The organism is Nonomuraea sp. NPDC003214 (genome assembly GCF_053590035.1).
Window position 1 is genome coordinate 779,553 of sequence record NZ_JBSFSX010000001.1, and the last position, 25,061, is coordinate 804,613.

The window sequence follows — 25,061 nt, forward strand, 5'->3', positions numbered from 1 at the left end:
TCGCCCTCACACCTCCGCGATCATCGCTTTTTGGCGGCGCAGGTCGGCCGCCATGTCGGCGTGCGCCTGGAGGGTGTTGTCGACGACGATGCGGACGGCGTCACCGGCGTCGGCGATCTCCTTGAGGAGCTTCTTGCACTTGCTGATCGTCTCGGGTCCGCCGTTGACGCCCACGTGGGAGGTGAGGAAGGCCTTGCCTTCGGTGCCGGTGCCCCACGGCTGGGCGTCCAGGCACTTCTGCACCTCGGCGATCAGGTCGGCGCACTCGCGCTCCTGCTCGCCGGCCATCGTCTTCCACTCGGTGATGCCGCGGTCGACGACGGACTTGACGACGGAGGACTCGTCCCACATGTTCATCGGGCCTCTCCCTCCTCACCCGCGAACACCTGGAAGATCGCCTCGACGTCGCCGTCGATGTGGGCCCGCATCTGCTCGGGCGGCACGACGGGCGCGAAGATCTCCACGATGCTGTCGCGCAGCCGCGCCTCGGCCCGGCGGGTGGTCTCCACGATGGTGTCGGCCAGGTGGCGGGCGTCGGGGCGGCGGTAGACGCGCGGGTCGAGGTCGAGGCCGACGAGCTCACCCCGGGAGCCGACGGTCACGCTGACGAGGCCGTCGGGCGACTTCTCGGTCACGCGCAGCTCCTTGGCCCGCGTGTGCAGCTCCATGCCCTCGTCCTGCAAGCGCATGAACATCGTCCTGAGTTCGTCGGCGTATGCCTGCATCCCCGCAGCCGAGCGGCTCGCTGCCTCCATGACACTCCCACCCAATAGCGCCACATGCGACACATCGCACTGTATGGATAGTTTCTGTCACATGAATACCAAGTAACAAGAGCCCGGCTAGACAATCTCGTCGAGGGGCACGGCCTCCTCACGAAGATCGGCCGCCTCGGCGCGCGGCACCCAGCGGCGGTAGACGCCGCGTTCGATCCGGTCCAGCCCCAGCTCGACGGCCCGGGGCGCGGACGCGCCCGCGTACTCCAGCAGCAGCTCGCCGTCGCGTTCGGCGTGCACGTGGAACGGCTCGCCGCGCCACTCGCACACGGTGATGACGAAGTGCAGCGCCTCGCACTCCTCCGCCGGCACCGGCAGCACGTGGCAGCCGGGCTCCACCTCCTCGAACCCCTCACGCGGCTCGGCGCTGCGCAGCCTGATCCACAGTTCGAGCGAGTGCGGCTCCGGGCTGGCCTCGAAGTCCTCGCCCTGCCAGCGCGCGCGGTAGTGGTGCCAGCTCACGGCGTCACCGCCACCGTCAGCAGCCAGCGCCGCAGGTCGCCGTGGTAGAGCGCGCGCCGGTGCTCGGTGCCGGCGTCGGTCAGCTCCCAGATCTCCGCCCCGTGCGGCAGCCCGACCCCGTAGATCTTGTACTCGCGCACGAGCAGCGCGGGATTGGGCACCAGGCCCATCCCGGCGAACGGCGGCTCCTCGACGACCCAGCCCGCCACCGCGTCACGTCCCTCCTCGTCGAGGCCGCCGTACGGGGTGCGGTAGAGGTTGAGGCCGGCCGGACGCCAGCGCAGCAGGTTGAGCGAGCCCTCGGGCGTCAGCTTGTCCGTCGCGCCGAGCGCTTCGGCGAGCACGGTGGGCGTGGCGATGTGCGAGACGTCCAGGGCGTGGTGGCAGTAGCCCGACACCCGCGCGCTGTTGCCGCTCAGCAGGTCGTCCAGGTCGCCCGGGCCGAGGACCTTCTGCATGACGGGCACGCCCGACCCCGGCGCGATCAGGAGGTCCTGGGCGAGCGTGGGCACGGCCAGCCGGGCCACGGTGCCCGACTCCAGCGGGAACCACACCGGCAGGCCCGCGTTGACCGCCAGCCCCCAGCGCGGGTCGGGCCAGGCGGCGGCCATCTCGGGGAGCGAACTGACCCGCCAGTGCTCGGTGGCGACGCCGGCCGCCCGCATGGCCTCGACGGAGGTGTAGGCGAGCATCCACACGCGGTCGGGGCCGGTGTAGGTGGCCCACCGGGGCGGTTCGGCGCCGGCCGCCGCGGCGGCGGAGATCGGCATCGCGAAGTCGGCGTCGCGCAGGAGGCTCAGGCACAGGTCGATCCGGCCGGCCTCGTGCGCCGCCCAGAGCTGTTCCTCGAAGGGGCTGGCTGGTTCCACGGAGGTCACAGTAATCGGCGGGAGTGAGGTGCGACGCCTGTGTGCAAGCTGGGATATTGGAGACCAAAGGTACCGATGAGGGGATACGCGGGCCCAGCATGCAGACCAACAAGGATCTCCACCAAGCTCACCGGCTGATGCAGCAGCGGCTCGGCATGGCGCTGCTGCAGGGCGAGCCTGACGTTCCGGAGTCCCCCATGCGCCGCCAGAACGTGGCCACGTTCAGCGGCATCCTCGTGGGCGTGCTGGTGCTGGCCGTGTTCGGGATCTGGGGGCTGGTGAGCCCGGGCAACGCCACCAAGCTCACCGACCCGGGACAGCTCCTCATCGAGGAGGAGAGCGGCGCCGCGTACGTCTACAGCCAGCAGCAGCGGCGGCTGCTGCCGGTGGCGAACTACGCCTCGGCCCGGCTCATCCTCGGCTCCGGCGAGGTCACCACCCGCAGCGTGACCTCGGCCTCGCTGGCCGACTTCGCGCGCGGGCCGATGGTCGGCATCTCGGGCGCCCCCGACTCGCTGCCGGTGCGGGAGAAGCTCGTCAAGGCGCCCTGGTCGGTGTGCGTGGTCGACGGCCCCGCCGGCTCGGGCGGGCAGAAGTCGTACACGACGCTCGTGGGCGGCAAGGACGTCGGCGGGCGGCCGGTCGGCGGCGACGCCCTGGTCGTCACCGACGGCCGGCAGAACTGGGTGATCTGGAACAACCGCCGCATGCGGGTGGCCGCGCACGGCGTGCGCGCGCTCGACGCCCAGCCCAGGAAGGTGCCCCCGGCCTGGCTCAACGCGCTGCCCGTCGGCCGCGACTTCGACGGCCCCGACGTGCCCTACCGCGGCCGGAAGGTGCGCTCGGGCGGCAAGGTCACCGCCGCGGTCGGGCAGGTGTTCACGGTCCCGGCCGCGCAGGGCACGGCCGCACGCTGGTACGTGCTGTACCCCGACGGGCTGGCGCAGATCTCCGCCGTGCAGGCCAGGCTCCTGCTGGAGGACCCGGCCAGCAAGAAGGCGTACGGGAACAGGGCCGCCAGGGAGATCCCCATCGACGCCGCGTCGGCCAACGCGTCACCGTCGAAGAAGACCGTGCTCGACCCGACCCTGCCCGCGACCATGCCGCGCGCGATCAACGTGCCCGCCTCGGTGCCGCTCTGCCTCGTCCACGCCGACACGCAGGCCGGCTCGGTGAAGGCGAAGGTGACGGTCGGCAGCACGATGACGATCCCGGCGCCGCCGACCCCCGGCAACCAGGACCGCTTCGACCAGGTCCTGCTCCCGCCGGGCAGCGCGGTGGTCGCCGGGCTGCTGCCCGGCGAGGGGCAGCTCGGCGCGGTGAACGCCTCGCTGTCGCTGATCACCGACCAGGGCATCCGCTACCCGGTGCCGTCGGCCGAGGTGCTCGGCAGGCTCGGCTACGACGCGGCCGACGTGGCGCCGGTGCCGGCGAGCCTCATGCACGGCATCCCCCAGGGACCGCCGCTGGACCCGGCGGCCGCGCTCACGCCCGTGGGCACGGCTGCGGGCTGATCAGAAGCCGAAGTCCGGCATGGGCGACTCGATCTTGTTCGGGTCGAACTCCGCCTGCGGGTTGTCGATCAGGTCGGACTTGGACGCGTCCCAGAGGACGCTGGCCTCCATCAGGTTCGGCTTCTCCGAGGGAAGGGCCTGCAGGCCGGGCAGGTCCTGGGAGAACTGGTTGTAGCCGACGGCCAGGGCGCCGAAGATGAGCGTGGCCTTGTAGATGAGCTTCCGGTGCTTGGTCATGATCCCCTGCAGCATGAAGTGCAACCGCGCGACGATGCTGATCGCGGTCGCCTCCGCCGTCGCGTTGGCCGGGGGCGGCGTCGGCCGCATGATCGCCACGTAGCCCGCCAGCGCCAGCAGGATCAGGCCGATGGCGTCACAGACCAGCGTCAGGACGTGGTAGCACGCGGCCGAGCACTTGAGCGCGTTGCCGGCGGACACCCGGTTCTGGTCCAGCTTGGCCAGGTGCCCGTCGAGCACGTTGATCTTCTCGGTGAACGACGTGTACGCCCGGCCCTCCCAGCCCTCGTTCTCGCCGATCTCCTTGCCCAGCCGCTTCAGCTCGGCCCGCACGTAGGCGAGGTCGGTGACCCCGTTCGCGTGCGCGCTCCGCCCGTCGGGGACCTGCTTGCTGCCGGCTGCCACGGGCCCCACCACCGCCGGCCCCACGTCCACAGGGGTCTTGTCGAGCCACTGGTCGCCCCCTCGATCCTGCTCGGCGGGATCGGAGATGAGCAGGGACATCAACATCCCGATCGGGCGGGCGTACGGCAGGACCACCGAGGCGGCGCCCACGGCGGCCACGGCCGAGATCATGAGCCTGTGATCGTTTTCGTAGGCCATCAGCTCAGCTACCCTTCTCCACCGATCACTGCCGGCGCGATGTCCTCGTCGTCTCCCCAGACGCCCTCGTCCTCGGGGAGCAGCGGGCCCTTCTCGCGGTCCTGCTCGTCGCGGGACGGCGCGGCGCCGCCTCCCATGGGCGGCGGGTAGAGGGGCATCCCGGTGTTGAGCGCGCGGGCGATGCTGCCCGGCCCGCCCGGGAGCCCGCCAGAGCCGCCCGAGGACATGCCCGAGCTGAAGCCCTCCGGAAAGCCGGAGCCCGTGCGCGGCATCGCGGCGCGCGGGTCGGGGCCGCCGGACAGGTTCGGCAGGCCGGAGTTGGGGAGGCCGGAGTTGGGCAGGCCGGGCACGCGCGGGTCGGCGCCGGCCAGGTCGGTGCCCGTGGGCTGGTTCAGCCCGTTCAGGTCGGGCGGGTTGCCACCGCCGGGGTCGGGCTGCTGCGGGAGGTTCATGTCGGGCCGGTCCGGCATGTCGGGGCCCGGCCGTTCGAGGTCGTCCAGGTCGTCGGGCTTCAGGACGTCGTCCGGCTTCTTGATGTCGTCGAGGCCGTCCTTGTCCAGGCCGTCGAGGGCATCCTTGTTCAGGTCGTCGAGAGCGTCCTTGTCCAGGCCGTCGAGAGCGTCCTTGTTCAGGTCGTCCGGCTTCAGGCCGTCCAGGGGATCCATGCCGCCGGGGCCGAGGCCCGACGGCAGCTCGCCGGCCCCGCCCATGGGCTTCATGCCCCCGCCGGGCAGCTTGAACTCGTCGTCCTTCGGCTTGGGCGGCTTGCTGGCCTTGTCGGCCGTCTCGCCGTTGTCGGCGGCGGTGTTGATCGCGGTCCGCCACGACTCCAGGACCTCTTTGCCCTGCTTGAGGGCGTCCGCGGCGTGGTCGCGAACCGCGCGGTGCGCGACGTTGAGCCCGCCGCCGATGACCCCGAAGGAGAACTCCGTGATGTCGATGGCCCGCGTCTTGCTGCTCATCTCGGTCAGGTCCTGACCGAAGCTCGCCACGTTGGTGCCCATGTCCCGGACACGGGTGTACTGCATGACGAACTTGGGGTCGTTGGTCCTGGGGTGGAGCCCCGCGCCACCCAGCCCTTGCAGAGTCTCCGAGAAGGAATCCGGTTCAGCCACAAGCCCCCCTTGTCACATCGCCCCCATACGCTACGCCAGCCCCGCAGGTCCGTACAGCTTTTCGGGCAAGAGCCCCATCTCCCCAGTCATGGCCCCAAACGTGCACGTCCTGCGAATACACCACGAATCCACCTGACGGATATGGGATTTTCACTTGATCATGTGCGACTCTAGGGACGATAGTTCTCTAATGTGACCAAGGGGCCGACAGCAGATTGACGCCCCAAGTCAGCCGAACTGGTAAGGGAGGGACACTGTGGGCGCCGAGCCGCAGACCCAAGTAAGCGCGTCCGACCTCATCGCGGCCGTCAACCTCATCGAGGAGGCCGCCACCCGGCTGCGCACCGTCCAGCGGAACCTCGACACGGCGGGCGCCGAGCTCAAGGTCTCCTGGGCCGGACAGTCGGAGGCCGCCTTTTCCGCCGTCCTCATCAAGTGGCACGAGCGGATGGACGTCGTCCTCCAGAGCCTGCAGCGGCTGGCCGCGAACATCGGGACGACCAACAAGAACGTCGCCGCCTTCAACGAAGAGCGCCAGCAGGCGATGAACCACATCGCCAACCTCATCAGCGCTCAGCCGCCCCGCTGACCCCCTACTCACAGAACTGGAGGCCGCGATGGCCGCAGAAGACGCTTTCGACAGGACCCTTGTCAACTACGCGGGCCTCGGCCGCGGCGAGGAGGCCTTCGCCAAGGCGCACAACGAGATGGTCACCGTGCTCGACGAGCTGGAGACCGCGCTGCTGCAGAAGAGCGCGATCTGGCAGGGTGCGGCCAAGACCGTGTTCGACGAGGTCCGGCAGGTGTGGAACCGCGAGGCGAACGACATGTCGCAGTTCGTGGACCTGCTGAAGACCAACATCGACATCACGAAGATGAACATGCACGAGGTCGACATGATCAACTCCAAGATCTTCGACGGCAGGTAGGAGCCGACGGCCGCTGGCTGACACCGGAGGGAAAGCATGGGCACCGACCGCGGTGGCGTGAACCTGAGTAGAAGTGCGATCAAGGCCGCCAGGACCGACCTGATCGAAGCCCTCGCACTGTTGCGTCCCGAACGCGGAAAAGGCGAGGTCCAGCCCGTGCTGGCCGAGGGCGGGGCGGTCGTCAGGCTCAGTTCCGACGACAAGGCCCTCACCGGACCGTGGACGGCGGCCATGGCATTCCAGAACAGCACGACCCGGGGCATCGGCGCCGTCAAGCTGTCGTACGACAACATCACGACGCAGGTGGAGAGCATGATCGAGCTGCTCACCCAGGCGTTGCGCGGCTACGACAACGCCGAACAGGCCGGTGAGGGCGCGAAGCGGACGGCCGAGGCCTGATGGTCGACTACCAGAGCGAGATCCAGTACCAGTTCGTGCCCTCCGAGGAGGAGATCACCACGCTGGAGGCGCTGCGCGAGGCGCTCAACGGCAACAAGCCGGAGCTGCTGCGCGAGGCGGCCACCGAGTTCTACACGGCCAAGGATCGGCTGGACAACCTGGTCGGCGTGCTCGACAAGCACATGCGCACGCTGGAGACGAGCTGGACCGACAGCGAGGACTCCAAGGTGGTGCGCACGGCGCTGCGCCGGCTGCGCGAGTCGGCCGCCGACGTGTCGCGCACGATCAGCGAGCACCCGCAGCAGCTCTGCCCCGTCAACCCGTCCGGCATCGCGCCCGCGCTGAACATGCACGCGGCCACGCTGGAGCGGTTCCGGGGCGAGGCCATCCCGGACAACGCCGACAACCCGTCGATCCTCGAACGGGGTGTCCAGGGCGGCCAGATCGGCCTGAAGTTCGGCGGCCCCCAGGGCGGCATCATCGGCACCGGCGGCGGACTGGTCTACGGCCTCGGCGAGAAGCTGTTCGGCGAGTCCGAGGCGGAGAAGAACATGAAGCGGGCCAAGAAGCATCTGCGCGAGCTGACCGAGGCCACCGCGATCAACAACAACGTCTTCCCGGCACACCTGCGGACCGAGATCCCGCAGTTCGACAGGCTGACCACGGACGCGCCGGTCATCCCGTTCAACCAGGCCAGGCTGCCGGGCGGCGGCCTGCCCAACGGGATGAACCAGCCCTTCGACCCGTCGGGGCTGGGCCCGGACGGGCTGGGGGGCCCCGGCCAGGACGGCCTGTTCGACCCGGGGCAGCACCAGATCCCCGGGATCGGCGACAACCTGCCGGGCGAATCCTTCCCCGGCGGATCCGTGCCTGGCGCTCCCGGCTTCCCCGGCGACGGCTCCGGCCTGCCCGGCGGCCCCGGCCTGCCCGGCAGCGGCGTGAACTCCGGGTCCTCGACCGTGAACGCCGGGCTCCCGAACGGCCCTCAGATCCCCGGCGCCGACGTCGGCGACGGCAACGGCCTGGGCGCGAACGACGCGACCACCTCGCTGGCCGGCATCGGCGACCGGAACCTGCCCGGCTACCCGAACAACGTCAACGGCCTGCCCGGCACCGGCTACCCGTCCGGCCAGAACGGCGGCATCGGCTCCGCCTACGGAGGCGGCGCCGCCCCGGCCGGCGCCGCGAGCACGGCCGGGATGCGCGGCCTCGGCAACGGCTCCCCGATGTTCCCGATGATCCCGCCCGGCGGCGCCGCCGCGGGCCAGGACCGCCAGGAGCGCGAGCGGACCACGTACCTGCTCGGGGACGAGGACGACTTCCGCAGTGACGTGCCCACGACGAACCACCTCATCGACGGGAAAGGCAAGGCGAAGGCATGAGTGATCCGGATGGCGGGCAGTCGCCGTCGCTGGAGCTCGCCCCCAACTTCCCCGGCATGGAGCCCGACGGGCGGGGTCCGGACATCAAGCACGACGAGGTCAGGTCCGTGCTCTCGCGGCTGCGCAGGCAGCTGGAGACGCTGCGCGGCAACGCGCCGGCCTCGATGAGCGCCACCTGGAGCGGGCCGGGCACGATCGGCAACGTGGCCGGGCTGAGCAACGTCGGGTCCGCCGAGACCGGCCCGTGGGAGGTGGCCTCCGGCTTCGGCGTCAACACCGCCAAGGCGTACGAGGTCTTCAGCGGCAGCTACTCCGATTTCCTCGACTGCATCGAGGAGTGGGCGTTGGCCGTCGAGAAGGCCATTGACAACTACGAGCGCGGTCACCTCGACAGCAGTGCGTGAGAATCGGCAGGGATGATCGATGGGCGATGCGTGGAAGCCGATCCGGGTCAAGGCTGACCTCGGTCCGGTCGAGCCCGGCTCCGAGGTCAGCAGGGACACGGTCGCGGGCTGGCTGAGCAAGGCCGATCCCGAGGCCGTCGACCGGGCCGGGGAGAGCTACATCGAGGCGGGCAAGCTCCTGCTGGGCGAGGCCGGCGTGCAGAGCGCCATCCTGAAGGCCGCCGAGGAGCTGAACGAGGTGTGGCACGGCGACAACGCCAGCCAGACCGTCCTGGGCGCGCTGCGCCTGCTGCACGCGAGCGCGGGCGCGCTGGGCAAGGCCATGAACGACACCGGCGGCCCGATGCGCGTCTACGCCCAGCACATCAGGGAGTACCAGGCCAGCGTCACCGCGCTGCCGGCCACCGCCGAGCAGAACGCCGGGACGGGCGGCTCCAGCACCGGCGGGTCGAGCGGCGGCAGCAGCGGCGGGTCGAGCGGCGGGACCGGCGACGGCGGTGGCAGCAGCGGCGGGACCGGCGGCTCGTCGTTCAACGAGGGCGCCGGCGGCGGGATGACCGGCGACCCGTCGCAGAACCGCAACAACTTCGACCCGGACGAGGAAGCCAGAAGGCAGCTCGCCGAGCTCAACCGGAAGATCACCGAGGTCAACTCAAGCATCGCCGAGGGCCTGGCCTTCGAGCTTCCGGAGATCACCCCGCTGGAGGTGAACCTCACCAAGCAGGCGCCTCTGGACCCCGGCAGCGGGACCCGTACCCCGTCCGGCACGACCGTGCACTGGAACGGCGGCGGCGGCAACGACGGTGGCGGCGGCAATTTCGGTTCGGGCTCCGGGAGCGGCCAGGGGTCCTCGTCCGGCGGCGGCCCGCAGGGTGGCGACCAGCCGGGCGGCTCCCCCACGTCCCCGCGGGACACGACCGGCCCCGGCGACGGCGCCGGCCCCACCGACCCGGGCAAGGGCCCGGGCCCGGACGGCGACCAGGGCTCGGGCGGCCCCGACGGCCAGCAGCCGGGCCCCGGCGACACCCCTGGGCAGCAGCAGCCGGAACAGCAGCAGCCCACCGATCCCCAGGGCCAGGAGGGCGAGCAGGAGCCCGCTCCCCCGGTGATCGGCGGCGAGCCCCGGACCGAGCTGGCCGAGACCCCCACCACGCCGTCCCCGCACGGCACCACCACGCCGAACCTGCTCACGCACACGCCCACCACGCCGACGCCGACCGCCACCGTCAACCCGATCGGCAGCCAGCAGGGCCCCGGCATGTGGTACGGCACGGGCGGTTCGGCGGCGACGGCGAGCCCGGCCGTGCTGCGCGGCGGCCCGGCGGCCACGGGTCACGGCTTCATGGGCTTCCCGCCCGGCGGGATGGCCGGAGCGGGCGGCAACGAGGGCCAGGAGCGCAACCGGGAGTTCTACGAGCCCGAGGGCCACGTCTTCGCCCCCGCCCAGGAGGCGGGGCCGGAGAGACTGGGCTGACCCCCTGCCCCGGGGGTCATTCCTCGACGCGCTGGTGGATCCTGGCGAGCTCGCCCATGACGTCCTCGAAGGTCTTGTTGTAGACGGCTTCGGCCTGCCGAGCCTGCTCCAGGGCGCCTTCGGGGTCGTCGGCGAAGCGCAGGGGGTTCTCCGCGCCGAAGAGCGCCTCCATCGCCTCGGTCATCTGGCGCCGGTGGTCGGCGGTGGCCGCGGCGATGGTCTCCTTGATGCGCTCGGCGAGCTCGCCCGACGTGAGGCGCATGGCCTTCGGGTGCAGGTGCAGCTCCTGCAGGCCGGGGCCGCCGATCTCCACCTTGACCAGGCCGTCCTCGTCCTCGGCGCGGCCGACCACCTTGGCCATCTCCTGCTGGAGCTCGGCCACGCGGGCCATCTGCAGGTCCGCGTTCCTGATGACCTGGTCGACGTCCAGGCTGTCGAAGTTCAGCTCGCTCATCCGTGCACCCCATACGTCACAAGAGCCCCACTTAACGGCGAAAGACTACTAACCGGCCAGGCCGCGAATCCATGTGTAGACGTCCAGCACGCCGAGCGACAGCGGGAACATCGCGATCAGCAGAATGACGTCCACCACGTCCCCGGCCCGGGCCCAGAACGGCGAGAGCCTTCCGGACGGCAGCCACACGCCGAGCCCGACGACGAGCAGGGCGAGCCAGAGCAGCCCCATCACCACCGCGGCGGCGGCCACCGTGCCGGCCCCGGCGCTCAGCGAGACGGCGCCCAGCACCAGCCCGCCGAGCCCGGCGCCCAGCAGCCAGAGCCGCTGGCCGAGGCCGTGGAAGACGCGGGCGCGCAGCAGCAGCACCAGGCAGAGCACGGCGGCCATCGAGGTGGCCAGCCAGCCCGGCGTGGCCGCCAGCGGGATCAGCGCGCCGATGGCGGTCATGGTGATGCCGATGACCATGCCGGTGGCGTACCGGCCCGCCTGGGCGGTGCGGGCGAGCACGCCGTCGCTGTCGAGCCGCTGGTTGTCGGCGCGCAGCTCCTCGGAGTTCGTCGGCAGGGCGGGCAGCGGCACCCGGGCGATGCGGAACGACAGGGTGGGGATGAGCGGGCTGAGCGACATCAGGATCGTCACGGTCATCGCCGCGACGCCCGCTGCGGGCAGCTCGAACACCATGACCACCGCCGCGGCGGCCGTGCCCGCGACCGCCGCCACGGCCGTGCCGAGGAAGCCCGCCACGCCGTCCGACACGACGGCGCCGCCGATCGTGGCCACCAGCGCGGTGCAGGCGAACGCCGCCAGCAGGTGCGGCGCGCCGAGCCCGGCCAGCGTGGAGCCGCTCGCGAGGCCGTACAGGCCCGCGAGGAAGGCGTACGGCAGGGCGGCGTAGCCGATCCAAGCGCCGGCGCCGGAGTCGCCGACAGCGCGCGACAGGGCCGCGCTGACGCCGATCAGGAGCACCGCGAGCATGCCCGCGACCACGGTCAGGCCGAGCGGCGGGCCGCCGGCCAGGACGAGCGCGGGCGCGCCGAGCGCGAGCAGGACGGCCGCCGCGCCCGCGCCCATGGCCCGGGTGTGGCTCGCCTCCCACCGGCCGCTGCTGCCCTTGACGCCGGTGGCGACCACGTCGGCCACGTCGTCGTACAGCGCGGGCGGCAGCGTCGACTCGCGGGGCCGCAGGTAGAGCACCTCGCCGTTGAGCACGCCGAGCGCGGCGAGCGTCTGTCCGAGGTCGAACGGGGTGCCGCCGAGCCGCTGGAGCACCCAGCCGGGACCGCCGACCACCTCGCCGCCGCCCTCGCCGACCGCGCGGAGCAGCCCGGGCAGCACGTGGGGCAGCGGGATGTCGGCGGGCAGCGCCAGATCGACCCGGCGGCGCGGCGCGATGATCGTCACATGGCACAGCGGCGGCAGTGGCGCGTGCGGCATGGGCTGGTGCTGCTGCCGCGGCGCGTGCGAGGCCGGCTGAGGGGCGAGCGATGTCACAGGCCGTACTCCAGGGTTTAACCGGCAAGTCCTGACATGCCGAACATATAGGGACAATGCTTCTGGTAAGAAAGTGTTTCAGGTGACAGGAGGGTTGTCTCGCGAGTGAGCCGTCAATGAGCATCGTCGTTGTCAGGCGTCCTGAGCGCCGCCCCACTCCCCAGCCACCCCGCGGGGAGATCCTGCTGGAGTCGCCGCCTGAGATCCCCGAGGTGCAGCCGGCGGGGCTGATGGGCGTGCTCATGTACGTCCCCATGCTCGCCGGCGGCGCGGCCATGGCCCTGATGTTCACCGCCGGAGGCAACTCCAGCCCTCTCATGTACGTGGCCAGCGGCCTGTTCGCCGTCTCGATGCTGGGCATGACGCTCGGCCAGTTCGGCCGCAACGCCGGAGAGCGCAAGAACCGGCTCAACGGCCTGCGCCGCGACTACTTCCGCTACCTCGCCCAGGTCCGCAAGAAGGTCCGCAAGGCCGCGCTGCAACAGCGCGAGGCGCTGGAGTGGAGCGGCCCGGCCCCCGACACGCTGTGGTGGGTGGCGATGGGGCCGCGCCTGTGGGAGCGCAGGCCGCGCGACGACGACTTCGGCACGGTCCGGCTCGGCACCGGCGTGCAGAAGCTCGCCGTCCAGCTCGTGCCGCCCGACTCCGCGCCGGTCGAGGACCTCGACGCGCTGACGGCGGGCGCGCTGCGCCGCTTCGTCCGCGCCCACTCCACGGTGTCGGGACTCCCGGTCGCCGTCGCCCTCCACTCGTTCGCCAGGATCAACCTCACCGGCGACCCCAGGGCCGTGCGCGCCATGGTCCGGGCGGTGATCGCCCAGCTCGCCACCTTCCACTCCCCCGACGACATGCGGGTGATGGTGTGCGCCAGCCGCGAGTGGATGCCGCACTGGGACTGGGTGAAGTGGCTGCCGCACGCGCTGCACCCGGAGGAGGTGGACGCCGCCGGGCACGTCCGGCTGATGGCCGAGAGCATGGAACGGCTGGACCAGCTCGTCGGCGACGAGCTGAAGGAGCGCGCCCGCTTCCGGCCCGGCGCCGCCTCGGACGCGCTGCCGTACCACGTGGTGATCGTCGACGGCGGGCACGTGCCGCACGACTCCCAGCTCGGCGTCGACGCCATCCAGGGCGTCACGGTCATCGACCTGTCCGAGTCGGCGGGCCCGGCGGGCGAGAGCAACACGCTGCGCCTGGACGTCCAGCCCGACGGCTTCCACATGGTCAAGATCGACCACGCGGGCAAGCGGTCCACGAACCGGCTCGGCGACCCCGACAGCCTCGACTACGCCCGCGCCGAGGGCCTGGCCAGGCAGCTCGCGCCGCTGCGCGCCTCGACGGCCTCCGGCGGCGAGACGCAGGACCTGCTGAGCACCAACACCACGCTGACCGACCTGCTCGGCGTCGGCGACCCCGCCCATCTGCAGCCGGCCGTCACCTGGCAGCCCAGGGCGGGCCGCAACCGGCTGCGGGTGCCGATCGGCCTCGGCGTCGACGGCCGCGTGGTCGAGCTCGACATCAAGGAGTCGGCGCAGGGCGGCATGGGCCCGCACGGCCTGGTCATCGGCGCGACCGGCTCCGGCAAGTCGGAGCTGCTCCGCACCATGGTGCTCGGCCTGGCGATCACGCACTCGTCGGAGATCCTCAACTTCGTGCTCGTCGACTTCAAGGGCGGCGCCACGTTCCTCGGCCTCGACACGCTCTCGCACGTCTCGGCCGTCATCACCAACCTGGAGGACGAGCTCCCGCTCGTCGACCGCATGTACGACGCGCTCCACGGCGAGATGGTGCGCCGCCAGGAGCTGCTGCGCGCGGCCGGCAACTACGCCTCGCTGCGCGACTACGAGCGCGCCCGCGAACAGGGCGCCGACCTGCGGCCGATGCCGACGCTGTTCATCGTGCTCGACGAGTTCAGCGAGCTGCTGGCCGCCAAGCCCGAGTTCATCGACCTGTTCGTGATGATCGGCCGGCTCGGCCGCTCGCTCGGCGTGCACCTCCTCCTGGCCTCCCAGCGGCTGGAGGAGGGACGGCTGCGCGGCCTCGACACCCACCTGTCGTACCGGATCGGCCTGCGCACGTTCTCGGCCATGGAGAGCCGCGTCGTGCTGGGCGTCGCCGACGCCTACGAGCTGCCGTCCGCGCCGGGCAACGGCTACCTCAAGTACGACACCACCGGCATGACCAGGTTCAAGGCCGCGTACGTGTCGGGCGCGCACCACGCCGACCCCGTCCAGGCGGCCACCGCCGACGGCCAGGTGCCGGTGCGCGAGGTCGTCGAGTACGGCCCCGCCCACGTCCCGCTGCCCGAGGTCACCACGCCCGTCCAGACGGGCGAGCCCGAGCCGGACGACGAACCGGCCGCCGGCAACCAGCGCAGCCTGCTCGACGTCGTGGTCGGCCGGCTCACCGGCCACGGGCCCGCCGCCCACCGCATCTGGCTGCCGCCGCTGGCGGAGCCGCCCACGCTGGCCCACCTGCTGCCGCCGCTGTCCGTCACCGCCGACCACGGCCTGACCACGGCCGGCTGGCAGGGCCGGGGCAAGCTGCACGCCGTCGTCGGCATCGTGGACAAGCCGTTCGAGCAGCGCCGCGACCCGTTCTGGCTGGACCTGTCCGGCGGCGCCGGGCACGTCGGCGTCGCCGGCGGCACCCGCAGCGGCAAGAGCACCGTGCTGCGCACCCTGGTGTCGAGCATGGCGCTCATGCACACGCCGCGCGAGGTGCAGTTCTACTGCCTGGACTTCGGCGGCGGCTCGCTGTCGTCGCTGGAGGGCCTGCCGCACGTCGGCGGCGTCGCCGCCCGTCTCGACGGCGACCGGGTGCGCCGTACCGTGGCGGAGGTCGGCTCCATCCTGGAACAGCGCGAGCGCGACTTCGGCGAGCACGGCATCGAGTCCATCGCCGCCTACCGCCAGCTGTGCGCCGAAGGCACGATCGAGGGCGACGGCTGGGGCGACGTCTTCCTCGTCGTCGACGGCTGGCTGACGCTCCGCCAGGAGTTCGACTCGCTCGAACCGGTCATCACCGACATCGCGGCGCGCGGGCTCGGCTACGGCATCCACGTGATCGCCGCCTCCAACAAGTGGTCGGAGTTCCGGCCCGGCATCCGCGACCTGTTCGGCACCAAGGTCGAGCTCCGCCTCGGCGACGCGTACGAGTCGGAGGTCAGCAGGAAGAAGGCGCTCGCCGTGCCCGAGGGGGCGCCGGGACGCGGCCTGACCAAGGACGGCTTCCACTTCCTGTCGGCGCTGCCCAGGATCGACGCCGTGCAGGACCCCGCGTCGCTCGCCGATGGCGCGCGCGGGCTCGTCCAGGCCGTGCGCGACTCCTGGAAGGGCCCGGTGGCGCCCCGGGTGCGGCTGCTGCCCGCCGTGCTGCCGCTGGCCGCGCTGCCCGCCGACGAGGAGCGCATCCCCATCGGCATCGACGAGGCCACGCTCATGCCGGTCACGCTCGACTTCGACGCCGACCCGCACTTCGTCGTGTTCGGCGAGAACGAGAGCGGCAAGTCGAACCTGCTGCGCCTGATCGCCGAAGGACTGGTGAGCAGGAAGCAGCCCAGCCAGGCCATGATGATCGTCATCGACTACCGCAGGGCCCTGCTGGACTCGGCGGCGACCCCGCACCGCATCGGCTACGCCGCCTCCAGCGCCGCCGCCGCCGACCTCATCAAGGACGCCAGGGAAGCGCTGATGAGCCGCCTGCCCCCGGCCGACCTGACGCCGCAGCAACTGCGCGACCGCAGCTGGTGGCAGGGCTCCGACCTGTACGTGTTCGTCGACGACTACGACCTGGTCGCCACCTCGGCCAACCCGCTGGCGCCCCTGGTCGACCTGCTGCCCCAGGCCCGCGACATCGGCCTGCACGTGGTGCTGTCGCGCCAGATGGGCGGCGCCGGCCGGGCCATGTTCGACCCGGTCATCCAGCGCATGAAGGACATGGCCACGCCGGCGCTGCTGCTGTCGGGCAACAAGGACGAGGGCTACCTGTTCGGCAACGTCCGGCCGCAGACGCTCCCGCCCGGCCGCGGCCATTTCGTGGACCGCCGCCTGGGCGCGCGCCTGATGCAGACCGCGTTCCTGGGCGACGAGCAGGCCATCCGAGAAGGGGGATCATGACCGACCTGGAGATGCACTTCTCCGCGCTCGACCGGTGCCGCACGGCCATCAGCACGGCCACCAGCCACTACCGGGAGACCTTGACCGAGAACAATCCCGGCGAGGTCACCTACGAGGAGGACGGCCGGGTCCGCAACAACCGCACGCCGATCAGCGCGAGCGCCTTCGGCGACCTGGAGGGCTCCGCCGCGCTGGCCGGCTGCGCCAACGGCGTCTGGTCCACGCTGCTCGACGAGATGGACCAGGCCCGCAGGAAGCTGCGCGACACCGAGGCCGGGCTGAGCAACGTGGAGACCAACATCGCCAAGGCACACCGGGCCACCTCATGAGCGTCTCCCACCTGCCGGGCGGCGAGGAGCTCGACGCCATGCTCACCAAGGTCACCGGCGACCCCGCGGCGATCAACAAGGTGGCCGAGAAGTGGCGGGCCCTGGCCGGCGACATCAACGAGTTCGGCGGAGCGCTCGGCGGCGCCGTCCAGGTCGTCGACAACGCCTGGCGGGGCCGCTCGGCCGACCAGTTCGACACCTACATGCGCAAGTACGGCCGGGCGGCCCACGAGCTGCAGACGGCCCTGGCCAACGCCGCCGGGTCGCTGGACGCGGCCGCCACGGCGCTGCGCGAGGCGCGTACGGAGATCGCCGCCGTCATCCGCGACCTGTCAGCCAGCGCGTCCACGTACACGAAGGAGAACCCGGACGCCACCGAGCAGGCCAAGGACACGGCGCTGCGCGGGCTGGTGAACCAGGCGATCACCGACGCGCGGCCGCACGTGACCTCGGCCAACACGGCGCTGACCAAGGCGAAGACCGACATCGACGCCTTCCTGGGCGACCGCGCCCAGACCTTCCGCGGCATCCCCGAGATCGTCACCCAGGAGTTCACGCCGCAGGACGGCAGGAAGATCGACTGGCAGCCCGAGCCCGGCTACAACCCGCGGCAGGACCGCACGGCCCTGCAGGGCGGCGGCAACGGTGGCGGCGGCGGGGGCGGCGGCTTCGGCGGCTACGGACCGAGCGGCCCGCCTCCCCCCGGCGGCGGCCCGGCCCCGACGGGCCAGGTCAAGCAGTGGATCGAGGAGGCCATCGCCATCCTCAAGCAGCACGGCGTGCCGGTGTCGAAGATGAACGCCAGCGACATCTGGATGATCATCCGGCACGAGTCCGGCGGCAACCCCCACGCGATCAACAACTGGGACTCGAACGCGGACAAGGGCACCCCGTCCAAGGGCCTGATGCAGACCATCGACCCGACGTTCAACGCCTACAAGCTGCCGGGGCACGGCAACATCTACGACCCGGTGGACAACATCATCGCGGGCGTCCGCTACGCGATCTCGCGCTACGGGTCGGTGTCGAACGTGCCCGGCGTCGTCGGCACCAAGAACGGCAGCGGGTACGTCGGCTACTAGGGAACGGACAGCGAAAAGGGCCCGGACGTGATCGTCCGGGCCCTTTCGTCAAGGCGTCGTCAGCCGCAGTTGGCCCAGCCCGCGCTCGTCGAGCCGGAGCCCACGCTGCCGGAGTAGCGCACGCACTTCCCGGCGGCCGGCAGCTTCACCGGTCCCGCGTAGTACTCGAAGCTGCCCGAGTCGGTCTTGCTGGGGCCGTTCTGGACCTCCAGGGTGGCGCTCACGGGGGTGGACTTGCCCACGTCCACCGTCTTCATGGTGACCACGCAGTTCTGGCCGGTGCTGTTGTTCCAGAGCTGGTACGTGGCGCCGCCGGAGAAGGAGCTGGAGCGCTGGACGACGAAGCCCGAGCCGCACACCTGGGTGGGCGTGTACGGGTTCTTCACCGGGGCCGCCTGCTTGGCCGTCGCCTTGGGCTGCGTCGGCGTGGGCTTGGGCTGGGTCGGGGTGGGCTTCGGCTGGGTGGGCGTCGGCTTCGGCTTGGTCGGCGTGGGCTTCGGCTCCGGGGCCTGCGTCGGCTTCTCCGTGGGCTTCTCGGAGGGCTTCTCCGTCGGCTTCTCGGTCGGCTTCTCGGTCGGCTTCTCGGTCGGCTGCTCCGAGGGCTGCTCGGTCGGCTTCTCGGACGGCTTCTCCGTCGGCTGCTCCGAGGGCTGCTCCGTCGGCTTCTCCGTCTTGGTGACGGTCGCCGTCGGCTGCGGCTTCTTCTTCCTCTTGGTCGGCGTCGGCTCGGCCTCGGCGGTCGGGGCCGCCGTCGGCTGCTGCGTGACCGTGGGCACCACGACCGGCTGCGTCGGCATCGCCGTGGGCGTCGTCGGCACCGAGGTCAGCTCGGGCACGCCCGCGGTGGTCGTCGGCCACTCGGTCGGCAGCACCAGCGGGGCCACCCCGGCCTCGTCCACGTCGGGCGTGGCGCCCCACGGCACGGTGACCGTCGGCTGCGGCTGCTGCGGGACCGGGCCGCCGTCAGGCGCGGTGCCCTGCGGAACCGGGGCCGCGGACGCGCTGTTGGGCACCGGGATGCCGTCGGCGTTCGCCTGGGCGGCCACGGTGGTGCCGACCTGCTGGTACTCGACGTACCGGTTGGCGCCCCACAGGCCGATCGCGGAGACGAGCGCGACCGCGCCCACCCCGGCGACCAGGCCCATCGGGAACTTCCTGCGCGGCCCCTGCGAGCCCCTGGGCTGCACGGCCTCCAGCCGGATCTGCTGCGGCTGGGGCGGCTGCTGCGGCTGACCGCCCGGCTCGGGCGGGCCCCACATCGGCTCCGCCTGCTGGACGCCCGGCACGGGCGAGCCCTGCATCGGGGGCCCCTGCATGGTCGGGTGCTGCATGGGCGGGCCCTGCACCGGCTGGCCGGGGCCGCCCTGCGGGGGCACCATCGGCTGCATGCCCGGGAGCGGCACGGCCGGGATCGGGACGCCCTGGAGCGCCACCCCGGGGACGGGCACGCCCTCGATGGCGGTCTGGTCCGGCGCCTGCTGGCGGCCCGCGCCGGGGTCGCCGAGCACCTGCATGAGCGCGCTGTACGTGGTCGGCCGCTGGCTGACGTCCTTGGCCAGCGCCGACAGCAGGACGCGGCGCAGCGCCTCGTCCCCGACGCCCACCTCGGGCTCGCCGGTCAGCACGGCGTCGCGGTCGGCGAACGGCGGCTTGCCGGTGGCCGCGAACGTCATCGTCGCGGCCCAGGCGAACACGTCGGCGTACGGCCCGTACTGCAGGCCGGTGAGCTGCTCGGGGGCCTGGTAGCCGGGCTCGCCCACGGGGTCGCCCACGGTCACGTCGGTCACCCTCGGCCCCTCGGCTGCGAGGATCACGTTGTGCGGCCTGAGCGAGCGGTGGGTCAGCCCCGCCAGGTGCACGGCCGACAGCGCGGTCAGCACGCCGACGGCCACCCGCTCCAGCGCGTCGCCGGCCAGCGGCCCATCGGCCTCGACGGTCTCGGCCAGGCTCTTGCCCTCGACGTGCTCGCGGACGATGTACGGGCGGTCCGCCAGGTAACCGGCGTCGAGCACCCGCGCCACGTACGAGCTGGAGACCCGCTGGGCGGCCAGGTAGGGCGCGAGGGCGTCGGGTGCCGGTTCGGGCACGCCGGGGAGCAGCTTGATGGCCCGGATGGGGGCGTCATCGGATTCCCGCCCGAGGAAGGTCTCCCCGCGCGGCCCCTCTCCCAGCAGCCCGAGGATGCTGTAATCACCGATCCGCTCGGGATCACCAGGGCGCAATGGGTGCATGCCCAAACCTTTCCACGGCAAAAAGCAAGATCTAGTTATATTCAACCAGATTGGTCACATACGCCACATAGGTTTCGGGCCGTACCCAACAATTCATGGTCTTGTTTCCTTGCTGACGCAGTAGGAGCCGCGGCGGGGCCTGCGTCAGTCGGTGCGGCCGGGGCGCCAGCCCCGGCGGCGGCCCATCGGGACGAGCGCCCGCGCGACCGCGACGAGCAGCACGAGACCCAGCGCCGACCCCGCGACGATCAGCCCGAGGCTCCGCGCGGCGTGGTCGACGGGCGGCACCGCGGCCACCGCGCCCGGCGGGAGCGGCGCGGGCGGCGGCGGCGCCACCACGGGCGCGTTGGCCGGCTCGAACGGCAGCACGGCGCTGACCGCCTGTATGGGGTTGACCATCCCCGCCGTCGTGGTGCCCGTGCCCAGGTCGGCCGTGGCGATGACGCGCCGCCGCACCTGGTCCTGGTCGAGCGTCGGGAACCTGGCCCGCACCAGCGCCACCACCCCCGCCACGTACGGCACCGCGTAGCTGGTGCCCTCCAGCTCCAGGTTGTAGGCCTTGCCCGGCCAGGTGGAGGTGATGCTCTCGCCCGGACCCAGCACGGAGACCGGCGTCTTGTCGTTGGAGAACTCCGACAGCGCCCCCGACTGCCCGGCCGCCCCGACGGCCAGCACGCCCTCGTACGACGCCGGATAGGCCGGGATCGGGGTGCCGTCCTCGGCCCGCTTGTTGCCGGCCGCCGCCACGATCACCACGTCCTTGGCCAGCGCGTACGCCACCGCGTCCCGCAGCGCGGGGAAGTCGGTGGTGGCCGAGGAGATGTTGATGACGTCGGCGCCCTCGTCGGCGGCCGACCTGATCGCCTTGACCATCAGGTCGGGGTCGCCGTCGCGCTCGGTGTTGGTCTGCTTGTACGACAGCAGTTGCGCGGCCGGCGCCATGCCGTGGAAGGGCACACCCTCGACGTACACGGCGCCGATGATGCCCGCGACCGCGGTGCCGTGCCCGATGCAGTCGCGGATGCCGGTGTTGGTGAGGTCGGCCCGGCCCGCCAGGCGGAGCTGCGGATGGTTCAGCTCGACGCCGCTGTCGATGATCGCCACCCGGACGCCCGCGCCGGTCGACAGCGGCCACACGCGCTTGGGGTCGAGCCGCTTCTGCGCCCAGGGCTCGGCGCCGGGAAGCTGCTGGGTGCCCCGCTTCGGCCGGCACTCGTCGGCGGTCGCCGCCGCCGCGGGAGCCACGCCGAGCTGAAGGGCCAGCAGGCAGGCCAGAAAGGCGCGGGCAATCATGTCCGAAAAGAGTAGCCTGCCCTGTCGATCAGGCAGAAGCCCCGGCCCGGACCGGGGCTCCCCCCGTCAGCGGGTCGCCGACTCGATGTTGCCCCGGTAGGTGTTGATGACCCGGGACGCCTCGTTGAGCTCTTCGGACATGCGCTGGAAGGCGGCACGGTAGTTCTGCCAGGCGCCCTGGAACCGCTGGGCGCCGGGGCCGGTCCAGGCGGTGCCGACCTTGGACGCCTCGCGGTCCAGCGCCGTCATCGTGGCGCGGACGGCCTCCGCCTGCTGCGTGAACTGGGTGGCCATGGCCTGCATTTCCGCAGGATCGCCCCCGAGCATGCTCTGGCTCATGCGTACCTCCTGGATCGACATGGAAGCGCCCTCACCATAGACGCGTGAATCGCTGATCGCCCCGGTTATGCCGAGCGGCTATGGTCGTCCGGAGGATTGTTCGGCCCGTCCGGGGCAGCGGGGGTCCGTCCGGGATGGGCGCTTTAAACTCCGATGAGTACGAGCCAGGAAGGACGGACGTCGGTGCACAAGGTTCTGATCGCCAACCGCGGCGAGATCGCCGTACGAGTGGCACGGGCATGCAAGGACTCCGGCATCGGGAGCGTGGCCGTCTACGCCGACCAGGACCTCGACTCCCTGCACGTCAGGGTCGCCGACGAGGCCTACTCCCTGGGCAGCGCGTCCCCCGCCGAGACCTACCTCGACATCGGCAAGCTGCTGGCGGTCGCCGAGCGCTCCGGCGCCGACGCCGTGCACCCCGGCTACGGCTTCCTGGCCGAGAACGCCGACTTCGCCCAGGCGGTCATCGACGCCGGGCTCACCTGGATCGGGCCGCCGCCCGCCGCCATCGCCGCGCTCGGCGACAAGGTGCAGGCCAGGCACATCGCCCAGAAGGTCGGCGCGCCGCTCGTCGCCGGCACCAAGGACCCGGTCTCGGGGGCCGCCGAGGTCGTCGCGTTCGCCGAGGAGCACGGGCTGCCGATCGCCATCAAGGCCGCCTACGGCGGCGGCGGGCGCGGCATCAAGGTCGCCCGCCGCCTGGAGGAGGTGGCCGAGCTGTACGAGTCGGCCGTCCGCGAGGCCGTGGCGTCCTTCGGCCGGGGCGAGTGCTTCGTCGAGCGCTACCTCGACCGGCCGCGCCACGTCGAGACCCAGTGCCTGGCCGACCGCGAGGGCAACGTGGTCGTGGTCAGCACCCGCGACTGCTCCCTGCAGCGCCGCCACCAGAAGCTGGTGGAGGAGGCCCCCGCGCCGTTCCTCACCCAGGAGCAGGTCGACATCCTCTACTCCAGCTCCAAGGCCATCCTCAAGGAGGCCGGCTACGTCGGGGCCGGCACCTGCGAGTTCCTCGTCGGCGAGGACGGCACGATCTCGTTCCTGGAGATCAACACCCGGCTCCAGGTCGAGCACCCGGTGTCGGAAGAGGTCGCGGGCATCGACCTGGTGCGCGAGATGTTCCGCATCGCCGACGGCGAGCCGATCGGCTACGGCGACCCGGAGCTGCGCGGCCACTCCATCGAGTTCCGCGTCAACGCCGAGGACGCGGGCCGCAACTTCCTGCCGACGCCCGGCACGCTCACCGCGATGCGCGCGCCGTCGGGTCCCGGCGTACGGCTCGACTCCGGCTACGAGGCCGGGATGACCGTGCCCCAGACGTTCGACTCGCTGGTGGCCAAGCTGATCGTGACCGGCCGCACCCGCCGGGAGGCGCTGGAGCGCGCGCGCCGGGCGCTGGCCGAGTTCGAGATCGACGGGATGCCGACCGTGCTGCCGTTCCACCGGGCGGTCGTGACCGACCCGGCCTTCACGGGCGAGCCGTTCGCCGTCCACACCCGGTGGATCGAGACCGAGTTCGACAACACGATCCCGCCCTACGCCGGCGCCCCCGAGACGGCCGAGCCGGTGTCGCGGGAGACGGTGACGGTCGAGGTCGGCGGCAAGCGCCTGGAGGTCGTGCTGCCGGCCGGGCTCGGCGCGGGCGTCGCTACGCCCTCGGCGAACAAGAAGCCCAGGCGGGCCGGGGGCGGCGCCCGCACGGCCGCCGCCGGCGGCGACTCCCTCGTCACGCCGATGCAGGGCACGATCGTCAAGGTCGTGGCCGCCGACGGCGACACCGTGGCCGAGGGCGACACCGTGGTGGTGCTGGAGGCCATGAAGATGGAGCAGCCGCTGACCGCGCACAAATCCGGCGTCATCACCGGGCTCTCCGCCGCCGTCGGCCAGACGATCACCTCCGGGGCCGTCATCTGCGAGATCAAGGACGCCTGAGCGTCACCGGCGCCGAGATCGAGGGCAAAGATTCGCGGCGCGGGCGTCCGGACCCGCCAGGATGCCCGCACCGGGGCGCGCCCGGAGCGCGCCGGGCGGGTAACGTGCGCAGTGAGGAACTTTGCCGACCGCCCGTTCGTCCTCATGGGCGAAGGAGGCTTGCTGCCAATGACCCATTCGCTGCGCCGTGCAGGGGCCGCGATCGCGGCTCTGATCGCCGGTCTACTCGTTGTTCTCGCGCTGTCCCCTGCCGCCAACGCGGCCGCCGCGCCCCCTGACGCCCAATCCGTGCTGGCCCACTGGAAGGACCAGAAAGATCCGCTCTTCGTGCAGTCCGGCTCACCGCTGACCTCCGACGAGCAGTCGGCGATCCGCGAGGCGCTGAAGGACTCCAAGAGCAGCATCTACGTGGCCGCCCTGCCCGACGGCACGCTGGCCTCCAACGCCGCCGCCGGCCCTTATCTGAAGCAGCTCGGCGAGGCCGTGTCCGCGGCCAAGAGCGGCGAGGTGACGATCGCGGTGCTCGACGGCAAGTCGCTGTTCGCCGCGTCCAACTTCAGCCGCTACACCGGGCAGGCCGCCAACCTGTCCACCCGCAACCACGACAACCTGTCCGACGGCATGAAGGACTTCGTCGAGCGGGTCAACCTGCTGGCCACCAACAAGCGCTCCTCCGCGCTCACCTCCGGCCCGGTCGGCGGCAGCGGCGGCGGCACCGGCGTGCTCGCCACGCTGGGCGTGCTCGCGCTCGCCGGCGGCGGCGGCTACTTCCTCTACTCGCGCAACAAGAAGAAGAAGCAGGCCATCCAGGACGCCAAGGACCTGGCCGCGGTCAAGCAGACCGTCGAGGAGGACGTCACCAAGCTCGGCGAGGAGATCACCGCGCTCGACACCGACGTCACGCTCGCCGGCCAGGGCGGCAGCCACATCCAGGAGTGGCAGCAGGCTCTCGACTCCTACGAGAAGGCCAAGACGCAGCTCAACGCGGTGGAGCGGCCCGACCAGGTGCGCGAGGTGACCCAGACGCTGGAGGACGGCCGCTACGCGCTGGCCGTGGTGAAGGCCCGGGTCAACAACCAGCCGGTGCCCGAGCGCCGGGCGCCCTGCTTCTTCAACCCGCAGCACGGCCCGTCGGTGCGCGACGTGCGCTGGGCGCCGCAGGGCGGGGTGGCGCGTGACGTGCCCGCCTGCGCCGCCGACGCCGAGGCCGTCGAGCGCGGCTTCGACCCGCAGATGCGCGAGGTCATGGTCAACGGCCAGCGCCGCCCCTACTACGACGCGGGCCCGGCCTACCAGCCCTACGCCTACGGCTACTACGGCGGCTTCGGCGACATCATGACCGGCATGTTCATCGGCACCATGATGGGCAGCATGATGGGCGGCTGGGGCATGGGCGGCTACGGCGCCGGCTATGCCGAGGGCATGGCCGACGCGGGCGGCGGCGACTTCGGCGGCGACATGGGCGGTGGCGGCTGGAGCGACTTCGGCGGAGACTTCGGTGGCGGAGACTTCGGCGGAGGCGACTGGTAACAGCCCGCACGACCCTTTCCGGGCGCGTCCCCTTCGGGGGGCGCGCCCTTCGCGTTTCCGGCGCCTTCGCACCGAACTTCGGAATTACGTATTATCGGAAA

At 71.9% G+C, this 25,061-nt stretch carries 23 protein-coding genes; 12 read left to right on the forward strand and 11 right to left on the reverse strand.

Annotated features, from left to right (window positions below; genetic code table 11):
- Positions 1-6: 6 nt before the first annotated feature.
- From ACWDXC_RS03555 to ACWDXC_RS03570, 4 genes are all read right to left on the reverse strand, one after another.
- Complete coding sequence (locus ACWDXC_RS03555; RefSeq protein ID WP_449977613.1) at positions 7-357, reverse strand: hypothetical protein; 351 nt, start codon at positions 355-357, stop codon at positions 7-9.
- On the reverse strand, positions 354-689 hold the full coding sequence (locus ACWDXC_RS03560) for a YbaB/EbfC family nucleoid-associated protein (protein ID WP_449977616.1): 336 nt from the start codon (positions 687-689) through the stop codon (positions 354-356). The genes ACWDXC_RS03555 and ACWDXC_RS03560 overlap by 4 nt, the downstream gene beginning before the upstream one ends.
- Positions 690-842: 153 nt before the next feature.
- Positions 843-1,238 carry a hypothetical protein gene (locus tag ACWDXC_RS03565; RefSeq protein ID WP_219499842.1) on the reverse strand — a complete coding sequence of 132 codons (396 nt, stop codon included), beginning with the start codon at positions 1,236-1,238 and terminating at the stop codon, positions 843-845.
- Positions 1,235-2,107 carry an SseB family protein gene (locus tag ACWDXC_RS03570; protein ID WP_449977619.1) on the reverse strand — a complete coding sequence of 291 codons (873 nt, stop codon included), beginning with the start codon at positions 2,105-2,107 and terminating at the stop codon, positions 1,235-1,237. Before ACWDXC_RS03570 ends, ACWDXC_RS03565 begins: the two co-directional genes overlap by 4 nt.
- A gap of 98 nt (positions 2,108-2,205) precedes the next feature.
- Between ACWDXC_RS03570 and eccB the strand changes: the two genes are divergently transcribed.
- Complete coding sequence (gene eccB / locus ACWDXC_RS03575; RefSeq protein WP_449977622.1) at positions 2,206-3,621, forward strand: type VII secretion protein EccB; 1,416 nt, start codon at positions 2,206-2,208, stop codon at positions 3,619-3,621.
- On the opposite strand, the gene ACWDXC_RS03580 is transcribed toward eccB, so the two are convergent.
- Both ACWDXC_RS03580 and ACWDXC_RS03585 read right to left on the reverse strand, forming a co-directional pair.
- Entirely contained in the window at positions 3,622-4,434 is an 813-nt protein-coding gene (locus tag ACWDXC_RS03580) for a hypothetical protein (RefSeq protein WP_449977625.1), read from the reverse strand.
- A 35-nt stretch (positions 4,435-4,469) separates the two neighbouring features.
- Positions 4,470-5,576 carry a hypothetical protein gene (locus ACWDXC_RS03585; protein ID WP_449977627.1) on the reverse strand — a complete coding sequence of 369 codons (1,107 nt, stop codon included), beginning with the start codon at positions 5,574-5,576 and terminating at the stop codon, positions 4,470-4,472.
- A gap of 256 nt (positions 5,577-5,832) precedes the next feature.
- On the opposite strand from ACWDXC_RS03585, the gene ACWDXC_RS03590 reads away from it, so the two are divergent.
- The 6 genes from ACWDXC_RS03590 to ACWDXC_RS03615 are packed head-to-tail and all read left to right on the forward strand — an operon-like array spanning position 5,833 to position 10,164.
- A complete protein-coding gene (locus tag ACWDXC_RS03590; RefSeq protein ID WP_219499852.1) occupies positions 5,833-6,165 on the forward strand; it encodes a WXG100 family type VII secretion target in 333 nt (110 codons plus the stop codon).
- Between the two features lie 28 nt (positions 6,166-6,193).
- Positions 6,194-6,505 (forward strand): WXG100 family type VII secretion target, encoded by a 312-nt coding sequence (locus tag ACWDXC_RS03595; protein WP_449977631.1) that lies wholly within the window; start codon positions 6,194-6,196, stop codon positions 6,503-6,505.
- Positions 6,506-6,541: 36 nt separating this feature from the next.
- Positions 6,542-6,904, forward strand: a complete 363-nt coding sequence (locus ACWDXC_RS03600; RefSeq protein WP_219499856.1) for a hypothetical protein — start codon at positions 6,542-6,544, stop codon at positions 6,902-6,904.
- Positions 6,904-8,286, forward strand: a complete 1,383-nt coding sequence (locus ACWDXC_RS03605; protein WP_449977634.1) for a WXG100 family type VII secretion target — start codon at positions 6,904-6,906, stop codon at positions 8,284-8,286. The genes ACWDXC_RS03600 and ACWDXC_RS03605 overlap by 1 nt, the downstream gene beginning before the upstream one ends.
- On the forward strand, positions 8,283-8,690 hold the full coding sequence (locus ACWDXC_RS03610) for a hypothetical protein (RefSeq protein ID WP_364173254.1): 408 nt from the start codon (positions 8,283-8,285) through the stop codon (positions 8,688-8,690). The genes ACWDXC_RS03605 and ACWDXC_RS03610 overlap by 4 nt, the downstream gene beginning before the upstream one ends.
- 19 nt (positions 8,691-8,709) lie before the next feature.
- Entirely contained in the window at positions 8,710-10,164 is a 1,455-nt protein-coding gene (locus tag ACWDXC_RS03615) for a hypothetical protein (RefSeq protein WP_449977638.1), read from the forward strand.
- Between the two features lie 16 nt (positions 10,165-10,180).
- On the opposite strand, the gene ACWDXC_RS03620 is transcribed toward ACWDXC_RS03615, so the two are convergent.
- The gene (locus ACWDXC_RS03620) at positions 10,181-10,618 is read right to left on the reverse strand and encodes a YbaB/EbfC family nucleoid-associated protein (RefSeq protein ID WP_449977641.1); all 438 of its coding nucleotides are present in this window, start codon (positions 10,616-10,618) and stop codon (positions 10,181-10,183) included.
- A 48-nt stretch (positions 10,619-10,666) separates the two neighbouring features.
- Positions 10,667-12,055, reverse strand: coding sequence for a type VII secretion integral membrane protein EccD (gene eccD, locus ACWDXC_RS03625; RefSeq protein ID WP_449977644.1), 1,389 nt, complete (start codon positions 12,053-12,055; stop codon positions 10,667-10,669).
- A 173-nt stretch (positions 12,056-12,228) separates the two neighbouring features.
- Between eccD and eccCa the strand changes: the two genes are divergently transcribed.
- The 3 genes from eccCa to ACWDXC_RS03640 are packed head-to-tail and all read left to right on the forward strand — an operon-like array spanning position 12,229 to position 17,638.
- Positions 12,229-16,227 (forward strand): type VII secretion protein EccCa, encoded by a 3,999-nt coding sequence (gene eccCa, locus ACWDXC_RS03630; protein WP_449977646.1) that lies wholly within the window; start codon positions 12,229-12,231, stop codon positions 16,225-16,227.
- Positions 16,224-16,556: a hypothetical protein gene (locus ACWDXC_RS03635; RefSeq protein ID WP_449977649.1), complete on the forward strand. Its 333-nt coding sequence runs from the start codon at positions 16,224-16,226 to the stop codon at positions 16,554-16,556. Before eccCa ends, ACWDXC_RS03635 begins: the two co-directional genes overlap by 4 nt.
- Complete coding sequence (locus tag ACWDXC_RS03640; protein ID WP_449977652.1) at positions 16,553-17,638, forward strand: transglycosylase SLT domain-containing protein; 1,086 nt, start codon at positions 16,553-16,555, stop codon at positions 17,636-17,638. Before ACWDXC_RS03635 ends, ACWDXC_RS03640 begins: the two co-directional genes overlap by 4 nt.
- Before the next feature lie 59 nt (positions 17,639-17,697).
- Here the strand turns inward: ACWDXC_RS03640 and ACWDXC_RS03645 are convergent, their stop codons facing one another.
- From ACWDXC_RS03645 to ACWDXC_RS03655, 3 genes are all read right to left on the reverse strand, one after another.
- Complete coding sequence (locus ACWDXC_RS03645) at positions 17,698-19,869, reverse strand: protein kinase domain-containing protein (RefSeq protein ID WP_449977655.1); 2,172 nt, start codon at positions 19,867-19,869, stop codon at positions 17,698-17,700.
- Between the two features lie 144 nt (positions 19,870-20,013).
- The gene (locus ACWDXC_RS03650) at positions 20,014-21,162 is read right to left on the reverse strand and encodes a S8 family serine peptidase (RefSeq protein ID WP_449977658.1); all 1,149 of its coding nucleotides are present in this window, start codon (positions 21,160-21,162) and stop codon (positions 20,014-20,016) included.
- A gap of 66 nt (positions 21,163-21,228) precedes the next feature.
- Positions 21,229-21,501, reverse strand: a complete 273-nt coding sequence (locus tag ACWDXC_RS03655; protein WP_219499876.1) for a WXG100 family type VII secretion target — start codon at positions 21,499-21,501, stop codon at positions 21,229-21,231.
- Positions 21,502-21,684: 183 nt separating this feature from the next.
- Between ACWDXC_RS03655 and ACWDXC_RS03660 the strand changes: the two genes are divergently transcribed.
- Both ACWDXC_RS03660 and ACWDXC_RS03665 read left to right on the forward strand, forming a co-directional pair.
- Positions 21,685-23,430, forward strand: a complete 1,746-nt coding sequence (locus tag ACWDXC_RS03660; RefSeq protein ID WP_449977661.1) for an acetyl/propionyl/methylcrotonyl-CoA carboxylase subunit alpha — start codon at positions 21,685-21,687, stop codon at positions 23,428-23,430.
- 168 nt (positions 23,431-23,598) lie between these two features.
- The gene (locus ACWDXC_RS03665; protein WP_449977664.1) at positions 23,599-24,960 is read left to right on the forward strand and encodes a hypothetical protein; all 1,362 of its coding nucleotides are present in this window, start codon (positions 23,599-23,601) and stop codon (positions 24,958-24,960) included.
- The last annotated feature ends 101 nt before the right edge of the window (positions 24,961-25,061 follow it).

Bases quoted from the DNA above. Each gene is read 5' to 3' on its own strand.
- ACWDXC_RS03620 (WP_449977641.1), bottom strand. From the start codon at position 10,618: ATGAGCGAGCTGAACTTCGACAGCCTGGACGTCGACCAGGTCATCAGG.
- ACWDXC_RS03650 (WP_449977658.1), bottom strand. From the start codon at position 21,162: ATGATTGCCCGCGCCTTTCTGGCCTGCCTGCTGGCCCTTCAGCTCGGC.
- ACWDXC_RS03665 (WP_449977664.1), top strand. From the start codon at position 23,599: ATGACCCATTCGCTGCGCCGTGCAGGGGCCGCGATCGCGGCTCTGATC.
- ACWDXC_RS03615 (WP_449977638.1), top strand. From the start codon at position 8,710: ATGGGCGATGCGTGGAAGCCGATCCGGGTCAAGGCTGACCTCGGTCCG.
- eccD (WP_449977644.1), bottom strand. From the start codon at position 12,055: ATGCCGCACGCGCCACTGCCGCCGCTGTGCCATGTGACGATCATCGCG.
- ACWDXC_RS03555 (WP_449977613.1), bottom strand. From the start codon at position 357: ATGAACATGTGGGACGAGTCCTCCGTCGTCAAGTCCGTCGTCGACCGC.
- ACWDXC_RS03645 (WP_449977655.1), bottom strand. From the start codon at position 19,869: ATGCACCCATTGCGCCCTGGTGATCCCGAGCGGATCGGTGATTACAGC.
- ACWDXC_RS03560 (WP_449977616.1), bottom strand. From the start codon at position 689: ATGCGCTTGCAGGACGAGGGCATGGAGCTGCACACGCGGGCCAAGGAG.
- ACWDXC_RS03655 (WP_219499876.1), bottom strand. From the start codon at position 21,501: ATGAGCCAGAGCATGCTCGGGGGCGATCCTGCGGAAATGCAGGCCATG.
- eccCa (WP_449977646.1), top strand. From the start codon at position 12,229: ATGAGCATCGTCGTTGTCAGGCGTCCTGAGCGCCGCCCCACTCCCCAG.
- ACWDXC_RS03580 (WP_449977625.1), bottom strand. From the start codon at position 4,434: ATGATCTCGGCCGTGGCCGCCGTGGGCGCCGCCTCGGTGGTCCTGCCG.
- ACWDXC_RS03610 (WP_364173254.1), top strand. From the start codon at position 8,283: ATGAGTGATCCGGATGGCGGGCAGTCGCCGTCGCTGGAGCTCGCCCCC.
- eccB (WP_449977622.1), top strand. From the start codon at position 2,206: ATGCAGACCAACAAGGATCTCCACCAAGCTCACCGGCTGATGCAGCAG.
- ACWDXC_RS03635 (WP_449977649.1), top strand. From the start codon at position 16,224: ATGACCGACCTGGAGATGCACTTCTCCGCGCTCGACCGGTGCCGCACG.
- ACWDXC_RS03605 (WP_449977634.1), top strand. From the start codon at position 6,904: ATGGTCGACTACCAGAGCGAGATCCAGTACCAGTTCGTGCCCTCCGAG.
- ACWDXC_RS03595 (WP_449977631.1), top strand. From the start codon at position 6,194: ATGGCCGCAGAAGACGCTTTCGACAGGACCCTTGTCAACTACGCGGGC.
- ACWDXC_RS03600 (WP_219499856.1), top strand. From the start codon at position 6,542: ATGGGCACCGACCGCGGTGGCGTGAACCTGAGTAGAAGTGCGATCAAG.
- ACWDXC_RS03640 (WP_449977652.1), top strand. From the start codon at position 16,553: ATGAGCGTCTCCCACCTGCCGGGCGGCGAGGAGCTCGACGCCATGCTC.